Origin of the sequence: Nodularia sp. LEGE 04288 (assembly GCF_963896525.1) — a bacterium.
GTDB lineage: Bacteria > Cyanobacteriota > Cyanobacteriia > Cyanobacteriales > Nostocaceae > Nodularia.
This window is the reverse complement of record NZ_CAWQOY010000093.1, coordinates 1-15301: the sequence shown is the minus strand read 5'-3', so window position 1 is coordinate 15301 and position 15301 is coordinate 1. Positions and strand designations below refer to the sequence as shown.

The 15301-nt window shown below is 43.4% G+C and carries 14 protein-coding genes; 8 read left to right on the top strand and 6 right to left on the bottom strand.

Annotation, left to right across the window (positions count from 1 at the left end; all coding sequences use genetic code 11):
* Window positions 1–16 precede the first annotated feature (16 nt).
* The 3 genes from AACX33_RS06785 to AACX33_RS06775 all read left to right on the top strand — a co-directional run bounded on the left by AACX33_RS06785 (window position 17) and on the right by AACX33_RS06775 (window position 1687).
* Window positions 17–520, top strand: coding sequence for a DNA recombination-mediator protein A (locus AACX33_RS06785; RefSeq protein WP_193999362.1), 504 nt, complete (start codon window positions 17–19; stop codon window positions 518–520).
* 130 nt (window positions 521–650) lie between these two features.
* Window positions 651–1073, top strand: a complete 423-nt coding sequence (locus AACX33_RS06780; RefSeq protein ID WP_445253295.1) for an MAPEG family protein — start codon at window positions 651–653, stop codon at window positions 1071–1073.
* A 122-nt stretch (window positions 1074–1195) separates the two neighbouring features.
* Window positions 1196–1687 (top strand): YajQ family cyclic di-GMP-binding protein, encoded by a 492-nt coding sequence (locus tag AACX33_RS06775; RefSeq protein WP_193999364.1) that lies wholly within the window; start codon window positions 1196–1198, stop codon window positions 1685–1687.
* A 65-nt stretch (window positions 1688–1752) separates the two neighbouring features.
* Here the strand turns inward: AACX33_RS06775 and AACX33_RS06770 are convergent, their stop codons facing one another.
* Entirely contained in the window at window positions 1753–2307 is a 555-nt protein-coding gene (locus AACX33_RS06770) for a glutathione S-transferase family protein (protein ID WP_193999365.1), read from the bottom strand.
* A gap of 12 nt (window positions 2308–2319) precedes the next feature.
* Entirely contained in the window at window positions 2320–2784 is a 465-nt protein-coding gene (locus AACX33_RS06765) for a hypothetical protein (RefSeq protein ID WP_193999367.1), read from the bottom strand.
* Between the two features lie 460 nt (window positions 2785–3244).
* Between AACX33_RS06765 and AACX33_RS06760 the strand changes: the two genes are divergently transcribed.
* On the top strand, window positions 3245–3970 hold the full coding sequence (locus tag AACX33_RS06760; protein ID WP_193999369.1) for a tetratricopeptide repeat protein: 726 nt from the start codon (window positions 3245–3247) through the stop codon (window positions 3968–3970).
* Window positions 3971–4188: 218 nt separating this feature from the next.
* Here AACX33_RS06760 and AACX33_RS06755 read toward each other — a convergent pair whose 3' ends face one another.
* Together AACX33_RS06755 and psaM are read right to left on the bottom strand one after the other, a co-directional pair.
* The gene (locus AACX33_RS06755; protein WP_193999371.1) at window positions 4189–4599 is read right to left on the bottom strand and encodes a slr1601 family putative cell division protein; all 411 of its coding nucleotides are present in this window, start codon (window positions 4597–4599) and stop codon (window positions 4189–4191) included.
* Window positions 4600–5233: 634 nt separating this feature from the next.
* Window positions 5234–5329, bottom strand: a complete 96-nt coding sequence (psaM, locus tag AACX33_RS06750; RefSeq protein ID WP_006196319.1) for a photosystem I reaction center subunit XII — start codon at window positions 5327–5329, stop codon at window positions 5234–5236.
* Between the two features lie 159 nt (window positions 5330–5488).
* Between psaM and AACX33_RS06745 the strand changes: the two genes are divergently transcribed.
* On the top strand, window positions 5489–6847 hold the full coding sequence (locus tag AACX33_RS06745) for an FGGY-family carbohydrate kinase (protein ID WP_227788893.1): 1359 nt from the start codon (window positions 5489–5491) through the stop codon (window positions 6845–6847).
* Here AACX33_RS06745 and AACX33_RS06740 read toward each other — a convergent pair.
* A complete protein-coding gene (locus AACX33_RS06740) occupies window positions 6785–7210 on the bottom strand; it encodes a GxxExxY protein (protein ID WP_193999373.1) in 426 nt (141 codons plus the stop codon). The two genes, AACX33_RS06745 and AACX33_RS06740, sit on opposite strands and share 63 nt — an antisense overlap.
* 62 nt (window positions 7211–7272) lie before the next feature.
* On the opposite strand from AACX33_RS06740, the gene AACX33_RS06735 reads away from it, so the two are divergent.
* Both AACX33_RS06735 and AACX33_RS06730 read left to right on the top strand, forming a co-directional pair.
* On the top strand, window positions 7273–10329 hold the full coding sequence (locus AACX33_RS06735; RefSeq protein ID WP_193999383.1) for a valine--tRNA ligase: 3057 nt from the start codon (window positions 7273–7275) through the stop codon (window positions 10327–10329).
* Window positions 10330–10469: 140 nt separating this feature from the next.
* On the top strand, window positions 10470–10904 hold the full coding sequence (locus tag AACX33_RS06730) for a hypothetical protein (protein ID WP_193999385.1): 435 nt from the start codon (window positions 10470–10472) through the stop codon (window positions 10902–10904).
* 121 nt (window positions 10905–11025) lie between these two features.
* On the opposite strand, the gene AACX33_RS06725 is transcribed toward AACX33_RS06730, so the two are convergent.
* Entirely contained in the window at window positions 11026–13044 is a 2019-nt protein-coding gene (locus AACX33_RS06725) for an ABC1 kinase family protein (protein WP_193999387.1), read from the bottom strand.
* 309 nt (window positions 13045–13353) lie between these two features.
* Here AACX33_RS06725 and recN point away from each other — a divergent pair, with 309 nt between their 5' ends.
* Window positions 13354–15081, top strand: coding sequence for a DNA repair protein RecN (recN, locus tag AACX33_RS06720; protein ID WP_193999389.1), 1728 nt, complete (start codon window positions 13354–13356; stop codon window positions 15079–15081).
* Window positions 15082–15301 lie beyond the last annotated feature (220 nt).

Here is a 15301-nt window from a genome sequence, read left to right as displayed (position 1 = left end):
TGATTACATCCCCTCTTTGAGCCAGTCAACAGATATTACCAAACTCGATACATTAGCGCAGGAACTGGCGACCATCCAGCAAACGGGTTCTAAGCGAATCGCCTTGCTGGGTTCTCGTCATGTGCCAATTACGCATCAGAATCTCATTGAAATGATGACCTATGCCCTGGTTCTATCAGGGAATCGGGTAATCACCTCTGGGGCTACAGGTACAAATTCAGCTGCCATTAAGGGAGCAATGCGGGCAGATCCCAATTTATTAACGGTGATTTTACCCCAAAGTTTGTCACGCCAGCCCCAGGAATCGCGCCAGCAACTAGAGCAGGTGATGCATCTGGTAGAAAATCCCAGTAATGATAATCTGTCTTTAGCTGAAGCTAGTTATATTTGTAATAAGGAGATTGTCTCGCGCTGCCAGCAACTGATCTGTTTTGCATTTCACGACAGTCGCACTCTGCTGCAAACTTGTGGAGATGCCGAAGAACAAAGAAAAGTGGTGACGCTTTTCTACTTTGACTAAAGTGCAGTAAGTCCTCGCCCAGGTAATGATAGATATAGGAAACTGCGAATTGGTAATAGGTAGTTGGGTTAGCCAAATTACCTGTTACCGATTAATTACAGTTAACTAACAACTACTATTGATTGGTTTAATGATGGTCTCTCAACTGCCTGTGTCTGCTGTTTTGTTGTACTCTATTGCGGCTGCTGTTGTTCTGATTTATCTGCCGTTTTTACTGGTAGCTTATGCTCGTGTGCAGATTGGGTATGAAGCCCTTGCTACTCCTCGCGCCATGTTTGATAAATTGCCCCCCTATGCTCAAAGAGCCACCTGGGCGCATCAAAACTCCTTTGAAACGTTTATGTTGTTTGCCACCGCAGCATTGATGGCATACGTAACTGGTGTTAATTCTCCTACAGCCGCCGTCGCCGCGATCGCTTTTGTTGTGGCGCGTTTGCTATACTCAATTTTTTATATTTTGAATATACCCCTATTGCGATCGCTAATGTTTGCCATTGGCTCTTTTGGCTCTGCGACTCTGATCATTTTGAGCATTATCCAAGCTACTAGTTAATTAGGGAGTGGGGAGTGGGGAGTGGGGAAAGAAAGTTTTTTTGACTTTTGACTTTTGACTTTTTACTTCCCCCCAGGGGCTACCCCAATCTAAAATCCAAAATCTAAAATCTAAAATTGTTTATGGCTTCTACATATTCCTTTGACATTGTGAGCGACTTTGACCGACAAGAATTAGTGAATGCTGTCGATCAAGTTGTGCGAGATATCAAAGGTCGTTATGACCTCAAAGATACTCAAACTACTCTGGAGTTGAACGAGCAAAGCATTAATGTCAGTACTGACAGCGAGTTTACCTTAGACTCTGTTCACACCATCCTGCGAGAAAAAGCCGCCAAGCGTAACCTTTCTCAGAAAATTTTTGAGTTTGGCAAAGTTGAATCAGCTAGCGGAAACCGTGTACGTCAAGAAATCACCCTCAAAAAAGGTATCAGTCAGGAAATTGCTAAACAAATTTCCAAATTGATTCGCGATGAATTCAAAAAAGTACAAGCCTCAATTCAAGGTGATTCTGTCAGGGTTTCGGCTAAAGTTAAGGATGACTTACAAGATGTGATGCAGCGGGTAAAACAAGAAGATTTTCCTGTGGCTTTGCAATTCACTAATTACCGTTAAAAATTTATAGGGTAGATTTTGTCTACCCTACACTACCTTTTTTGATTCTTTTTGGTCAGTTGTACCTAACCGCCGCCAATGCTTTTTTGAAACGCCGGACGCTCAGATATGCGCTTGATATAGTTCAAAACGGCTGGGTAGGCGCTCAAGTCTAACTTCAGCATGATGGGAATGTAAGCCAGGATAGACCCCACAGCTACATCCGCAACAGTGAATTCATCACCCAGTAAAAAAGATTGTCGCTCAAAAATCTCATTCAAGGGAGTTAGCAAGCGGGGCGTTTCTTTTTCTCGACTGGCTTCTACAAAAATCCCAGTAGCAAGGGTAGCATTGCCAAATAATACCCACTGGGAAAATATCCCCCGCTCTTCTAGTGAAAGTGGGGTTTTGCCGTATTTGTCGGCAAGATACAGTAAAATTGCCCCTGATTCCCAAAGCTGGAAGTCACCATCCACAATTGCTGGTACTTTACCCATTGGGTTAATCTTCAGGTACTCAGGCTGTAGGTGTTCGCCCGCCTGCATCTCCAACATCACAAATTCATAGCCAACGCCCAGTTCTTCTAGATACCACTGGACAATTGAGGCTCGACTACGAGCGCCGCCGTAAAGTTTTAGCATAATTACTTCCAATTAAAGAACTTTGTGAGTGTGGGAATGCTGTTTCACGTTGTCTTCTTTATTGACAACTCTAGCAGCATTGAGTACCCGCTTACGCTCAATGGAATATTGAAAATCACTGTAGGTTGTACCTAGAGGAATTAGGGACTTGGCAATTTCACGACGCTTGTAGGTGCGAGCCGTCGCCAACGCCCGGAAGGCGAATTCTTCTCCAAACTGAGAGGATTCGGGAAAGCCATCTGGTAAGAGCGGTGTGTCGCCATCCAGGACAGCTCCTAGTGTGGTTGCACAAGCTAGCTTATAGGAAGTGGGAATACCCTTTAACAAGGCTTCTAAAGCAGCAGAGGGAATTGGTTCTACAACTTCAACTTGATAAACTTCCCCGTCTTCTTTGATGAAACAGGTTGATAGACCGATAACTATATAATCGTCAGCCGCTAAATCAGGCGCATTTTCATAGGAAATGGCTGTTGTCATAAAAAATTTTCTCAACACTTAAAAATTATCATGTGTGCTTCAGTGCTATCCTGTTCCGTCGCCTACAGCATTCGTTAGGGGACACACTTGCACTCACAACCGTTCATCCTACGCCAAATTGAAGCAGCTATAACTTGGGGCTTGCCGACAATCAGCGAAATGAAGGGCTTGTTGGCATTCTACCAATTTGTTGCTCTCACTACTTGATTAGTCTTTAAGATTGATCTTTATTTTTTCGGGAATTCAACTTATGGGTGACGTATTAATTATTAGATTCGATGATTATTTGTTTAAGTAAGGTGAAGTCTGCCACTTTTGGGATGTCGGAGCTGAAATTCAGCCTGAATACTGAAACCAAAGTAATTAAAGACACCTGAAAAACTGACACAGGGGCAAAACTACTACCACGACGAAAACTGTAATTTGATTTTAAAGAGCAAGTAGCTCAGGTAATACAAGTATGAATAGCCATTCATTTTTAGCTTCTGGTAACCAGCAAAATAATCGATACAATTTTGTGTCAAATAGTACTTTTCATGCTAGGGAGCATGAGAATAACGCTAGAGGTGAATCTGCTTTAGGGGACGACTATTTACGCTCTTGCGCTTTGAGTTCGGCTCGACAAGGAAATTATACTGAAGCGATCGCCTTACTGACAGAATTAATTAATCGCCGTCCCCAAAGTTCGGTTAATTACAACAATCGGGGATTGATTTATTTTCAGAGTGGCGAAATGCCAAAAGCTCTGGTTGATTACAACACAGCCCTGCAATTGAATCCTAATTTAGCTAGCGCTTATAACAATCGAGCCAATTACCATGCTGCTTGTGAGGAATTAACCGCCGCACTCGCTGATTACGACCAGGCGATTGATTTGAATCCTGGTTATGTCCGGGCGCGGATTAACAGAGGAATTACTTTACGTGATTTGGCACAATACGAAGAAGCGATTGAGAACTTTGAGGTAGCAATGCTTTTCGGTCAACTAGAAGGTCATATTTGGGCAGAACGGGGCAGAACTTATCATCTTTGGGGTGATTGGAATTGTGCGATCGCTGATTATCGTCGCGCCCTGACTCAACTACCCGGACTAGATCGTAAAAACGATATGTCTGGCTACCGATTGCGTTTACAGATCGAAAACTGGTTAAACGAGCTGTTGTTTCCGGAAAATCTCAATGAGTAGATTGTGGTCAGCCAACCTCCAGGCGTTTAAGTGTTTGACTGCAAAAATCGGGAATTCACAATTAAAAATACCCCAAAAATCTTTGGAACTTTTAATTGTGAATTGGACGATCGCCGATCACTAGCAGCCGATTGTACCGCAGAAAAAAATTCGGTATGTATAGGCAATCACACCCGTCAGGAAATCCGATTTTTCCATATAAAGTCTTAATATTGTTTTTAGGGTAATAACTCTAATACTTCAACTTCCTGATCATCGCGATTCACGAATACTACTGGAAGTTGATTAGGGTCAAATTTATACGCTTGCTGTTGTCTAATACTATGAGCTTGATGGGGATCGAAATTACGCTTAAATTCTGTCTGTAAATTTTCGACCCGTTCTTCCATCAGCTTGACTTCAGTACTGACTTCTCGCAACCTGTCTTGCTGTGTCCAGTGATAAGGCACAAGTTGCACTAAAGCAGATACTGCTGCTGCGGAAATCGCTAAGTTAACCGTGATCTTGGCTGTGGTTTCCAGGGCCATAACCTGGTAGGAACGTTGACGAAGATGCCGTTTTGGTCGAGGAACAGCCCGGCGTTTTTGTAGAGGTTGTAACGGTGGTCTAGACGGTTGACTCGCGTTCATTATGCTATGTAGAACCTTACTGATTAAATGGCAACATCATAGAATGCACACTGGTAGTGATTACAGCTTGATTTAGCTGTCATATTACTTCATTTTTCGGAAATTGCTACACGTATGTTAAACGTTAAAAACTGACTCAATACACGTAAGTAGCTGGTATTCAAAAGCTGATGGCATCCAACTAGCAGCACCCTATTTGCCAGATTATTAGCCTTTTAAGAGATTATGTCAATTTCGAGTAGTGGTGATAATTACGAATAACCCTCCCAGATTTTTCTCTGTCTGGGAAATTTAGACGTGTCCCATTGTACTCAAAAATATTTTTAGTCGCCATGTAGTTTCTGCCTGCTTTGCGCTTACAGATTCCGTAATTATTACAGAAAATAGTCATTATATATACTTGTAAGCAGATAAATATAGCGGCGACTTGATTTGTTAATGCTGGACGCGCTGTATTTTGGAATTGTAAATACAACAAGACTATTACCGCCTGGCGTAAATGGGTATACCATTTGCAAAAGTTCAAAATAAAAGCCTTTTGACTTTTGACTTCCGCGCAGCGGTACTAGCCTGATTGTTGTTTGAGCGTGGGGAGACTTTTAATCTGCCCCACTTACCATGTCAAAACGTGGCGTTACTTATAAAGTTCTGTTGCTAAACGCCAAGCCAGAATTCCTGGAATCAGCGCTACAGCTAGAGCAATGTACACTTGAGTGTCTGAGATAGGCATGGTCGGAACTCTCCTGAGCTTCAAATCAATATTGAACAGTTCGTTTACTACTTTTCACTGTTTTGCCAAGAATGTGGAATATCTTGTTACAAGATGCAACAAAAGCAGTGGTTAACCAGTAGCGATTATTGATTTTTCATTAAAAAAATTTATAAAACTATGGGTTTTTATTTGGGGATCGATTTTGGGACATCTGGGGTTAGGGGTGTGGTGATTAATCATCAAGCTTGCACCCAGGCAGAAATCAAGTATCCTTGGCCAGATGAGGCTGTTTCTGACTTAGCAACTACTTGGGAAACGGCTTTATTTACATTACTGGCAGAAATACCTGAGAACTTGCGCCGAGAAGTCAAGGCGATCGCGATTAATGGTACTTCATCTACGGTCTTGCTGTGTGATGCTGCTGGTCAGCCTGTAGATGCACCTTTACTGTACAATGATCCGCGGGGATCAGTGGTGCTAGAGCAGTTGAGAAATATTGCGCCACCGCATCATAATGTATTAAGTGCCACTTCCAGCTTGGCTAAACTTTTGTGGATGATCCAACAACCGACTTTTAGTCAGGCGAAATATTTTCTGCATCAAGCTGATTGGTTAGGATTTCTGCTGCATGGGTATTTGGGAATTAGTGATTATCACAATGCTTTAAAACTGGGCTATGACGTGGAACAGTTGAAATATCCAGAATGGCTGGAGAAACTGCAATTACCGATTCAGCTACCGAGAGTTTTACCTCCTGGTACTCCCATTGCTAAATTGCGCCCGGAAATAGCCACTCAGTTTAATTTTGCTGCTGATTGCTTGGTGTGTGCTGGGACAACTGATAGTATTGCGGCTTTTCTGGCTAGTGGGGCTAAATCGCCAGGGGAGGCGGTGACTTCGTTGGGTTCGACGCTGGCGGTCAAATTATTGAGTCGGACGCGTGTGGAGGATTCACGATACGGTATTTATAGCCATCGTTTGGGTAATTTATGGCTGGCTGGGGGGGCTTCTAATACTGGGGGGGCTGTGCTAAAACAATTTTTTAGTGCGGCTGAGTTGGAAAGGTTTAGCGGCGAGATTGATGTGACTACGGCTAGTGGGTTAGATTATTATCCATTGTTGCGGCCAGGCGATCGCTTTCCGATTAATGATCCCGATTTATTACCACGATTATCACCACGCCCGGATGATCCTGTGGCGTTTTTGCATGGGTTGTTGGAAGGTATGGCTAGGATTGAAGCGCGTGGGTATGGTTTATTGCAGGAAATGGGGGCGGATACTTTAACTCGTGTTTATACGGCTGGGGGTGGGGCGGGGAATTCTACTTGGTGTGCTATTCGGAAGGGAGTTTTAAGGGTTTCTGTGGTTTCTTCTGTGCATACTGAGGCTGCTTTTGGTTCGGCGCTTTTGGCTATGAAGGGGGTTGGTTTTTTTTTACGAACCGCCAAGTCGCCAAGAACGCCAAGGGAGGAGTTAGGAGGTGAGGATGATTCGTTTGATACCGTCTTTGAGGAGGGGGACGTTAAAGTTGATTAGGAGGGCGAGTGGGTGTTTGGTCATTTTTAGGTACGAGAGAACTTGAGCTTCGTGAATTGGGGCTAGGTTTTGGACAGCTTTTAATTCCACAATTAGACAATTGGCTATCAAAAAATCTAATCTCCCTGTACCTACTTCATGTCCTTTGTAATTTACTGTTACAGGCTTTTCAAATTCATGAGGTATCCCGCGCCTGAACAATTCTATAATCAACGCCTCCTTATACACTTGCTCCAAAAACCCAGGCCCCAACAGTTGATGTACCTCAAGCGCTGCTCCAATCACAGCATAAGCCAACCTATCTACTTCCTGACTTGGCTCTTCTTTCTTGGCGTTCTTGGCTACTTGGCGGTTCGTTTCCATCAAACCCACTCCTCCCCTATGGCAAAATTTATAAAAGTCCTTCCAGAATTAGTATTCCCAGCATGACCGCAAACATTACCAACCTCCCTAGCCTCTACGACCCATTCACCACCGAAGCCAAATGGCAAAAATTTTGGGAAGAAAACCAAGTTTACAAAGCTGATCCCAACCACCCTGGTGAACCTTACTGCATCGTGATTCCCCCTCCCAACGTCACCGGTAGTTTACACATGGGTCACGCCTTTGAAAGTTCCTTAATTGATACCCTCATGCGCTATCACCGCATGAAAGGACGCAACGCCCTATGGGTTCCCGGAACCGACCACGCCAGCATCGCTGTCCACTCAATGTTGGAAAAGCAACTCAAAAAAGAAGGTAAAACTCGCTACGAACTGGGACGCGAACAATTCTTAGAACGGGCTTGGCAATGGAAAGCCGATTCTGAGGGTACAATTGTTAATCAGTTAAAACGCCTCGGTGTCTCCGTTGACTGGACACGGGAACGGTTTACTTTAGACGAAGGTTTATCGCAAGCGGTTCTGGAAGCCTTTGTCAGTCTCTACGAATCAGGATTAATTTATCGGGGCGAATACTTGGTAAATTGGTGTCCGGCTTCTCAGTCGGCGGTGTCTGATGTGGAAGTGGATAATCAGGAAGTTGATGGGAATCTTTGGCATTTCCGCTATCCCCTCAGTGATAATTCTGGGTTTGTAGAAGTGGCGACGACTCGACCAGAAACTATGCTGGGTGATACAGGTGTTGCGGTTAATCCCAATGATGACAGATATAAACACTTGATTGGCAAAACCTTAACTCTGCCAATTATGAATCGGGAAATTCCGATTATTGGTGATGAGTTTGTTGACCCGAAATTTGGGACTGGTTGTGTGAAGGTGACTCCAGCCCATGATCCCAATGACTTTGAAATGGGTAAGCGTCACAATCTGCCGTCGATCAATATTATGAATAAAGACGGGACTCTCAATGATAACGCTGGGGAGTTCCAAGGACAAGACCGCTTTGTAGCTAGAAAAAATGTGGTTTCTCGTTTAGAAGCCGATGGTGTACTGGTGAAGGTGGAGGATTATAAGCATACTGTTCCTTATAGCGATCGCGGTAAAGTACCAGTTGAACCATTACTATCTACTCAGTGGTTTGTCAAAATTCGCCCGATGGCTGATAAAGCCTTAAAATTTCTCGACAATCAAAATTCGCCGGAGTTTGTCCCCCAGCGCTGGACGAAGGTTTATCGTGATTGGTTAGTCAAGTTGAAAGATTGGTGTATCTCTCGTCAACTGTGGTGGGGTCATCAAATTCCGGCTTGGTATGCTGTCAGTGAAAGTGGTGGTCAAATTACCGATAATACCCCGTTTATTGTCGCCAAATCAGCAGATGCAGCTTGGGAAAAAGCTAAAACCCAATTTGGGGGAGATGTCCAGTTAGAACAAGACCCAGATGTATTGGATACTTGGTTCTCTTCTGGACTCTGGCCGTTTTCTACTTTGGGCTGGCCTGAAGAAACTCAGGATTTAGCAACTTATTACCCTAACAGTACTTTGGTAACTGGTTTTGATATCATCTTTTTCTGGGTTGCCAGAATGACGATGATGGCCGGACACTTTACTGGGAAAATGCCTTTTAATGATGTTTACATCCACGGGTTAGTGCTGGATGAAAATGGTCAGAAAATGTCGAAGACCAAAGGTAATGGGATTGACCCACTGTTATTAATTGACAAATATGGAACTGATGCGCTGCGTTATACCTTAATTAAAGAAGTTGCGGGGGCGGGTCAAAATATCCGCTTGGAATATGACCGCAAAAAGGATGAGTCTGCATCGGTGGAAGCTTCGCGCAACTTTGCTAATAAGTTGTGGAATGCAGCCCGATTTGTGATGATGAATTTGGATGGACAAACGCCGCAACAGTTAGGTCAACCAATTGCCACAGAATTAAGCGATCGCTGGATTATTTCCCGTTATCATCAAGTAATCAACCAAACGAGTAATTATATTGACAACTACGGTTTAGGTGAAGCCGCAAAAGGTCTGTATGAATTTATTTGGGGTGATTTCTGCGATTGGTATATTGAATTAGTTAAATCCCGGTTACAAAAAGATGCAGACCCAGCATCGCGCCAGGTAGCACAACAAATTCTGGGCTATGTACTGGAAGGGATTTTAAAATTACTGCATCCTTTAATGCCTCACATTACTGAGGAAATTTGGCAAACTCTCACCCAACAACCAGCCGATTCCTTACAAACTTTATCTTTGCAACTCTATCCCGAAGCAGATAATAACCTGATTAATCCAGAATTGGAAGCACAGTTTGACTTACTAATTGGCACAATTCGCACAATTCGCAATTTACGCGCTGAGGCGGATATTAAGCCAGGTGCAAAAATTACGGCAAATTTGCAAACTGGTAATCCCCAGGAAGAAGAAATTCTCAATGCTGGACAGGCTTACATTCAAGATTTGGGCAAAGTGGAGAATTTAACTATTGCTTGTACTGAGCGCAGCCGAATTGCTGGTGTTCCAGAAGCTTCTGCAATAGAGGAAACAACCCCTATAGTTGTGGAGAAAAAACCTCAGAGGGGTTTGAAGACAATTGGTTGGATTATCGTCGGGGTTGTCTTTGCGAGGATAGGTTGGGCTACGGGGAATGCAGTTTATGAAGTTCCTTTTATTGGGACATTCTTTGAAATAGTTGGTTTGGGTTTTGCATCTTGGTTTGTTGTGCAAAATCTCCTCAAATCCGAAGCTAGACAAAATTTCTGGGCTAAGTTGTTCCAGCCAAAGCCTCAGCCAGAACTATCACAGACAAAGTTACAACAGCCCCAAGCACCAGAAAATGCCATATCTGGGGTTGTGGGTACTGTGCAAGTGGTTATTCCTTTGAGTGGTGATGTGGTAGATATTGCTACTTTGCGCGCCAAACTGGAAAAAACCCTCAATAAAGCTGAAGCAGAGGCTCAGTCTTTGAGTGCAAGGTTAAGCAATCCGAAGTTTGTGGATAAAGCCCCCGCCGATGTGGTAAAGGGCGCGAGAGAGTCTTTAGCTGAAGCTGAAAAACAAGCCGAAATTTTGCGCGATCGCTTGAGTAGTTTAGTATAGCTGCAATAGACATCTCCAAAAAATAATGTAGAGACGTTCCATGGAACGTCTCTACAAGGGTTATAGGATAAGCATATTTAGATTCGGTCGATGTCTAAACTTAAAATATATTTTGACAATTCAAATTTAAAACTAAAGTTATGCTGTATCTAGCTCAAGTAAATAAAAATAAGTTTTTAGACAAGTTTCAGTTACGCTTGTTAGCACGTCAGGAAACTGAAACCCTTTGGGTACTTATCCCCGAAGAGACTTCTATATTGTTGGGTAAAGTCACTACCATGAGTGACCACTTGCTGGTTTTAGTGCAGCTTTCTCCCACAGGTGAGATTGAAAGTTTAGAAGATGCTAGCAACTGGGTACTACATTTAGTACAAACTTACCTCACAATTGGTATGACACCGGCAGAGTTGCAACAAGAAGCGGAACGTGCCGAAAGTTGGCGACAATCCCTAACTTTACAAAATCAAGACTTAGCACGTCGTTCTTTAGAATTGGAAGCCCGTCGGGAACAGATTCAAGCTTTAGAAGAAAGTCTTAAACGTGACAGAAATGGTCACAATCGAGAATTAGGTTAACTCTTACAGTATTTTTCGGTTAATTAGACCATACTGTAGAGACGATGCATTCAACATCTCTACAGAATTTTAATACCTAAAAATAACTGTAAGCTGTGGTTAGTGTTATGACCAGCGAATCCTACACTCTTGCAGGTAAAGATGCTCTTGCAGGTTTCTGTAACGCACCACCTTGACTGTTGTTGACTTCTTCCGCTGCTAATAACTCACGAATTAACCGGGCGAGGGCTTTTTGTGTCAAGCGATTAGTAACTTGCTGACCCAAACGCTGTACACCTGGATTTACTAACAATTGCGCCAGTTGGGGTGCTAGTTGTAGTGGGTCAAAACCACGGGTGGCTTGGAGAATATTTAAAATATTTTTAATATGCTCTAAGGTTTGTTGTTGCTCAACTGTCGCTCCAGGGGTTTCGTTAACTGCTGTCAAACCTACTCGTTCTCGCAATACATAAGTGAAGTTGTGCAGAACATTTTTGCCTACAGCATTGAGTCCATTCACAAATTCATCTACTAGCCTGTCGCGAATAAATGAACCACGTTCAGAAGACAGAAATTCTACCCCCTGGTTTAAAACTAGGTTGAAGTCGTAATCCTGATTTTTCTTAGCATTGCGTAACAGGTTTTCTAACCGATTCCACCGGAATCTTTGATCTTTAAACAGCAAATTTTGCAGCGATGTTCTTAATTGTGGTGCTTCGTCGGTTAACAGGCGTTTCGCAACATAAGGATAAGCTTCGCTGAGAACTTTGAATTCGGGATCTATATATATCGCAATCCCTTCCAAAGTTACCAGGGAGCGAATAATTAAAGCGTAGTAGGGAGGAACACGGAAAGGATACTCATACATCAAAGCTGAAAGTTCATCAGTGATGCTTTTGATGTTCAAGTCAGCAACACTGGCTCCTTGAGCATCAGCGAATACTCTCGCAAATGCTGGAATAATTGGGGTTAAGTCTGTCTCTGGTGAGAGAAAATCTAACTTTACGTAGTCGTTGGCTAAACCTTCAAAGTCACGGTTAACAACGTGAACGATCGCTTCAATTAAACCATAGCGTTGGGGCGGCTGTACCTCACTCATCATCCCAAAGTCGAGATAAGCCAGTTTACCTTCTGGTGTGGCTAACAAATTACCTGGGTGGGGGTCAGCATGGAAAAATCCGTGTTCTAGGAGCTGACGCAGAGAGCATTGCACACCCACTTCAATCAGATAACGAGCATCTATGCCTTGGGCGTTAATTTCGGCAGTTTGGGTTAATTTTATGCCGTTTATCCACTCCATCGTCAGGACGCGACGATTGGTGTATTCCCAGTAAATCTTGGGAACGTAAATGTCTTCTATATGACCATATAGCTCAAAAAAGCGTTCGGCATTTTCTCCCTCATGAATATAATCCATCTCTTCAAAGATGCGATCGCCTAATTCATCGAGAATACCAACTAAATCACTGCGGATTCTTTTAACTCGGTTTTTTACCCAAGCGGCGAGTTGACGCAAAATAAACAAGTCAACGGCAATTTTTTCTCTTAAATCAGGGCGTTGGACTTTAATGGCGACTTCTTCACCAGTTTTTAGTTTACCTTTATAAACTTGCCCCAAAGAAGCTGCGGCAATTGGCTGGGGCGAGAGTTCGGCGTAAATCTCCGGGGGTGGTGCGCCCAATTCTTCTTCAATGAATTGGTAAGCAATTTCGTTAGCAAAAGGCGGTAATTGGTCTTGTAACCTCGTTAATTCTTCTAAATATGCCGGGGGAACCAAATCCGGTCTAGTGGATAAAGCCTGTCCAATTTTAATGTAAGCAGGCCCTAATTTCGTCAGTAATTCTCGCAGCTGAACAGCTCGACGGTGGTCTGTTTTCACGACTATTCCCCGTCGGCCATCCCACCACAACCCAAAAACAAATGAAAGTGTCGGCCCCAACACTGCGACAATCCGCTGCAAAACTTTCAGGGGGCGGTGGCGATAATATTCTCCTATCTCTTGGGGATCGTAAAGTATGGCCTCAGTCTCTGACTTTTGGTCAGTTATGCGTTTTGGTGAACGAACAACCAAGGTTGATTGGCCATTTTCTGTTAATACTTCAGTCACTTGTGGTTCGTCCTCGGTTTTTTGGGAATTCGGGGGAAGTGTCTTAACAATCATGAAGTCAGCCACTGGTCGAATTAAGCTTGTAAAGTATTGTAACAATAAGTTTACAAACAAGTACCCCTCAAAAAGGGATAAATTGGCATTTTTTCAGAACCAAATTTTTGACCAATAGTTCTTTAATGGTACAAGCCCTCTGATTTATCTGTGAAATCAATCTCACGGCAATGGAAACCAAGTATAGATTTTCCTTTGCAAAGGGTTGTATCATAACAATATGCACCAAAGGTAGGTAACGAAAACATAGTGCTTAGTGTTCTGTAACTTAAAAGTCTCGGCATCTGCCCTCACGGAGAATTTGGCTTGATGTTACTTTGCCTGCGAATCCAAAATTTTGCCCTGATTGATCAGCTAGAACTGGAATTTGGCGCTGGACTCAATGTCCTGACAGGTGAAACCGGCGCGGGAAAGTCGATTATCTTGGATGCTATTGATGCGGCTTTGGGTGGTAAAGTCTCTAGTCGAGTCATTCGCACTGGTACGAATCGCTCAATGGTAGAAGCTACTTTTACATCTAATCCTCCCTTAACGGCTTGGTTGATTGAACAAGAAATTGATTTAATTGAAGATAACTGTGTAATAGTCAGCCGAGAAATTACTGCCACTACTAGTAATATCCGCAGTCGGTCGCGGGTGAATGGGGTGTTGGTAAATCGGCAGATTATGGGCGGACTGCGCGATCGCCTTGTGGAAATTACCGCCCAAGGTCAAACTGTACAGGTGGGACAATCCGCCCAAGTTAGGGAATGGTTAGATGTGTATGGTGGCGACTCGCTGCTACAACAACGTCAAATCATCGCTACAGCTTTTAGTAATTACCAAAAAGCCCATCAAGTATTAGAAAAACGCCGGACATCAGAACGGGAACGTCTCCAGCAACTCGACTTACTTACCTATCAAATACAGGAATTGGGCGCTGCTAATCTCCAAGATCCCCAGGAATGGGAACAACTGGTGCAAGAACGGGAACGCCTCAATCATGTTGTTGAATTGCAACAGATGAGTTACAAGGTTTATCAATCCTTGTATCAAAACGATGATGAAACCCCAGCCGCCGCAGATTTATTGGGGGACAGCGAAGCCACATTAACTGACATGGTAGAGTACGATGTCCAACTGCAACCTTTGTTGGATTTGGTTAGAGATGCTCAAACTGTGATGATTGAGGTGGGAAGACAAATTAATGCTTACGGAAGTAGTTTGGAAGCTGATCCCCAACGTTTGGAAGAAGTAGAAGAACGCATTCAAGAATTAAAACAAATTTGTCGCAAGTATGGTCCGACTCTCACAGAAGCGATCGCATACTATCAACGCATCCAAGGGGAATTGGCAGAACTCAATGACAGCGAACAATCTATTGAAAGCTTAGAACAACAGGAAACAGCTTGTTCTGCACAGCTAACTCAAGCTTGTGCAAAGTTAACTAAATTGCGTCGTCAAACCGCAGCACATTTAGAATCTCAATTGCTGTGTGAATTGAAGCCTTTAGCGATGGAAAAGGTGAAGTTTCAGGTAGAGATAGCGGCTACTTCGCCCACAGCCACAGGTGCAGACAAAATTACCTTTATGTTTAGCCCGAATCCTGGGGAACCACTGCAACCTTTGATTGCGATCGCCTCTGGAGGGGAAATGAGTAGGTTTTTATTAGCACTAAAAGCGTGTTTTTGTCAAGTAGATGCCGCCGAAACAATGGTATTTGATGAAATTGATGTGGGAGTTTCTGGAAGAGTTGCTCAGGCGATCGCCGAAAAATTACATCAACTTAGTCAAAGTAACCAAGTATTATGTGTTACCCATCAGCCTTTAGTTGCAGCAATGGCTGACCGACATTTTCGTGTAGATAAGCAGACTATTACTCAAGGTAATAATACTGAGCAACGTACAGTGGTCCGAGTCACTAATTTAGAAAATCTCAGCCATCGCCGGGAAGAACTAGCGCAGTTAGCCGGTGGTAAGTCAGCCACAGATGCGATCGCTTTTGCAGAGTCTTTATTATTACAAGCAGCTCATCATCGTCGCCAAGAAATAAATTAGCTCAAACTCTCTCCTCTCACCTTAGTCAAAATCATTTTTTGTAGGGTGTGTTGTCGCGGAGCGCAACGCACCATCCTAAATTTTCGGTGCGTTAGGACTAACGTCTGCTATGCTTTTTCTCCCCTCCTCGCTTGCCTATCGTATACACACAAGTGATCGAATCACCCCCTAACCCCCAATTATGGGGGAACAAGAATTTTCAAAGTCCCCCAAACTTGGG

Coding starts and splice junctions, on each gene's coding strand:
- AACX33_RS06775 (WP_193999364.1), top strand. CDS start 1,196: ATGGCTTCTACATATTCCTTTGACATTGTGAGCGACTTTGACCGACAA.
- AACX33_RS06755 (WP_193999371.1), bottom strand. CDS start 4,599: ATGAACGCGAGTCAACCGTCTAGACCACCGTTACAACCTCTACAAAAA.
- AACX33_RS06730 (WP_193999385.1), top strand. CDS start 10,470: ATGCTGTATCTAGCTCAAGTAAATAAAAATAAGTTTTTAGACAAGTTT.
- AACX33_RS06745 (WP_227788893.1), top strand. CDS start 5,489: ATGGGTTTTTATTTGGGGATCGATTTTGGGACATCTGGGGTTAGGGGT.
- recN (WP_193999389.1), top strand. CDS start 13,354: ATGTTACTTTGCCTGCGAATCCAAAATTTTGCCCTGATTGATCAGCTA.
- AACX33_RS06740 (WP_193999373.1), bottom strand. CDS start 7,210: ATGGAAACGAACCGCCAAGTAGCCAAGAACGCCAAGAAAGAAGAGCCA.
- AACX33_RS06780 (WP_445253295.1), top strand. CDS start 651: ATGATGGTCTCTCAACTGCCTGTGTCTGCTGTTTTGTTGTACTCTATT.
- AACX33_RS06760 (WP_193999369.1), top strand. CDS start 3,245: ATGAATAGCCATTCATTTTTAGCTTCTGGTAACCAGCAAAATAATCGA.
- AACX33_RS06735 (WP_193999383.1), top strand. CDS start 7,273: ATGACCGCAAACATTACCAACCTCCCTAGCCTCTACGACCCATTCACC.
- AACX33_RS06725 (WP_193999387.1), bottom strand. CDS start 13,044: ATGATTGTTAAGACACTTCCCCCGAATTCCCAAAAAACCGAGGACGAA.
- AACX33_RS06770 (WP_193999365.1), bottom strand. CDS start 2,307: ATGCTAAAACTTTACGGCGGCGCTCGTAGTCGAGCCTCAATTGTCCAG.
- AACX33_RS06765 (WP_193999367.1), bottom strand. CDS start 2,784: ATGACAACAGCCATTTCCTATGAAAATGCGCCTGATTTAGCGGCTGAC.
- psaM (WP_006196319.1), bottom strand. CDS start 5,329: ATGCCTATCTCAGACACTCAAGTGTACATTGCTCTAGCTGTAGCGCTG.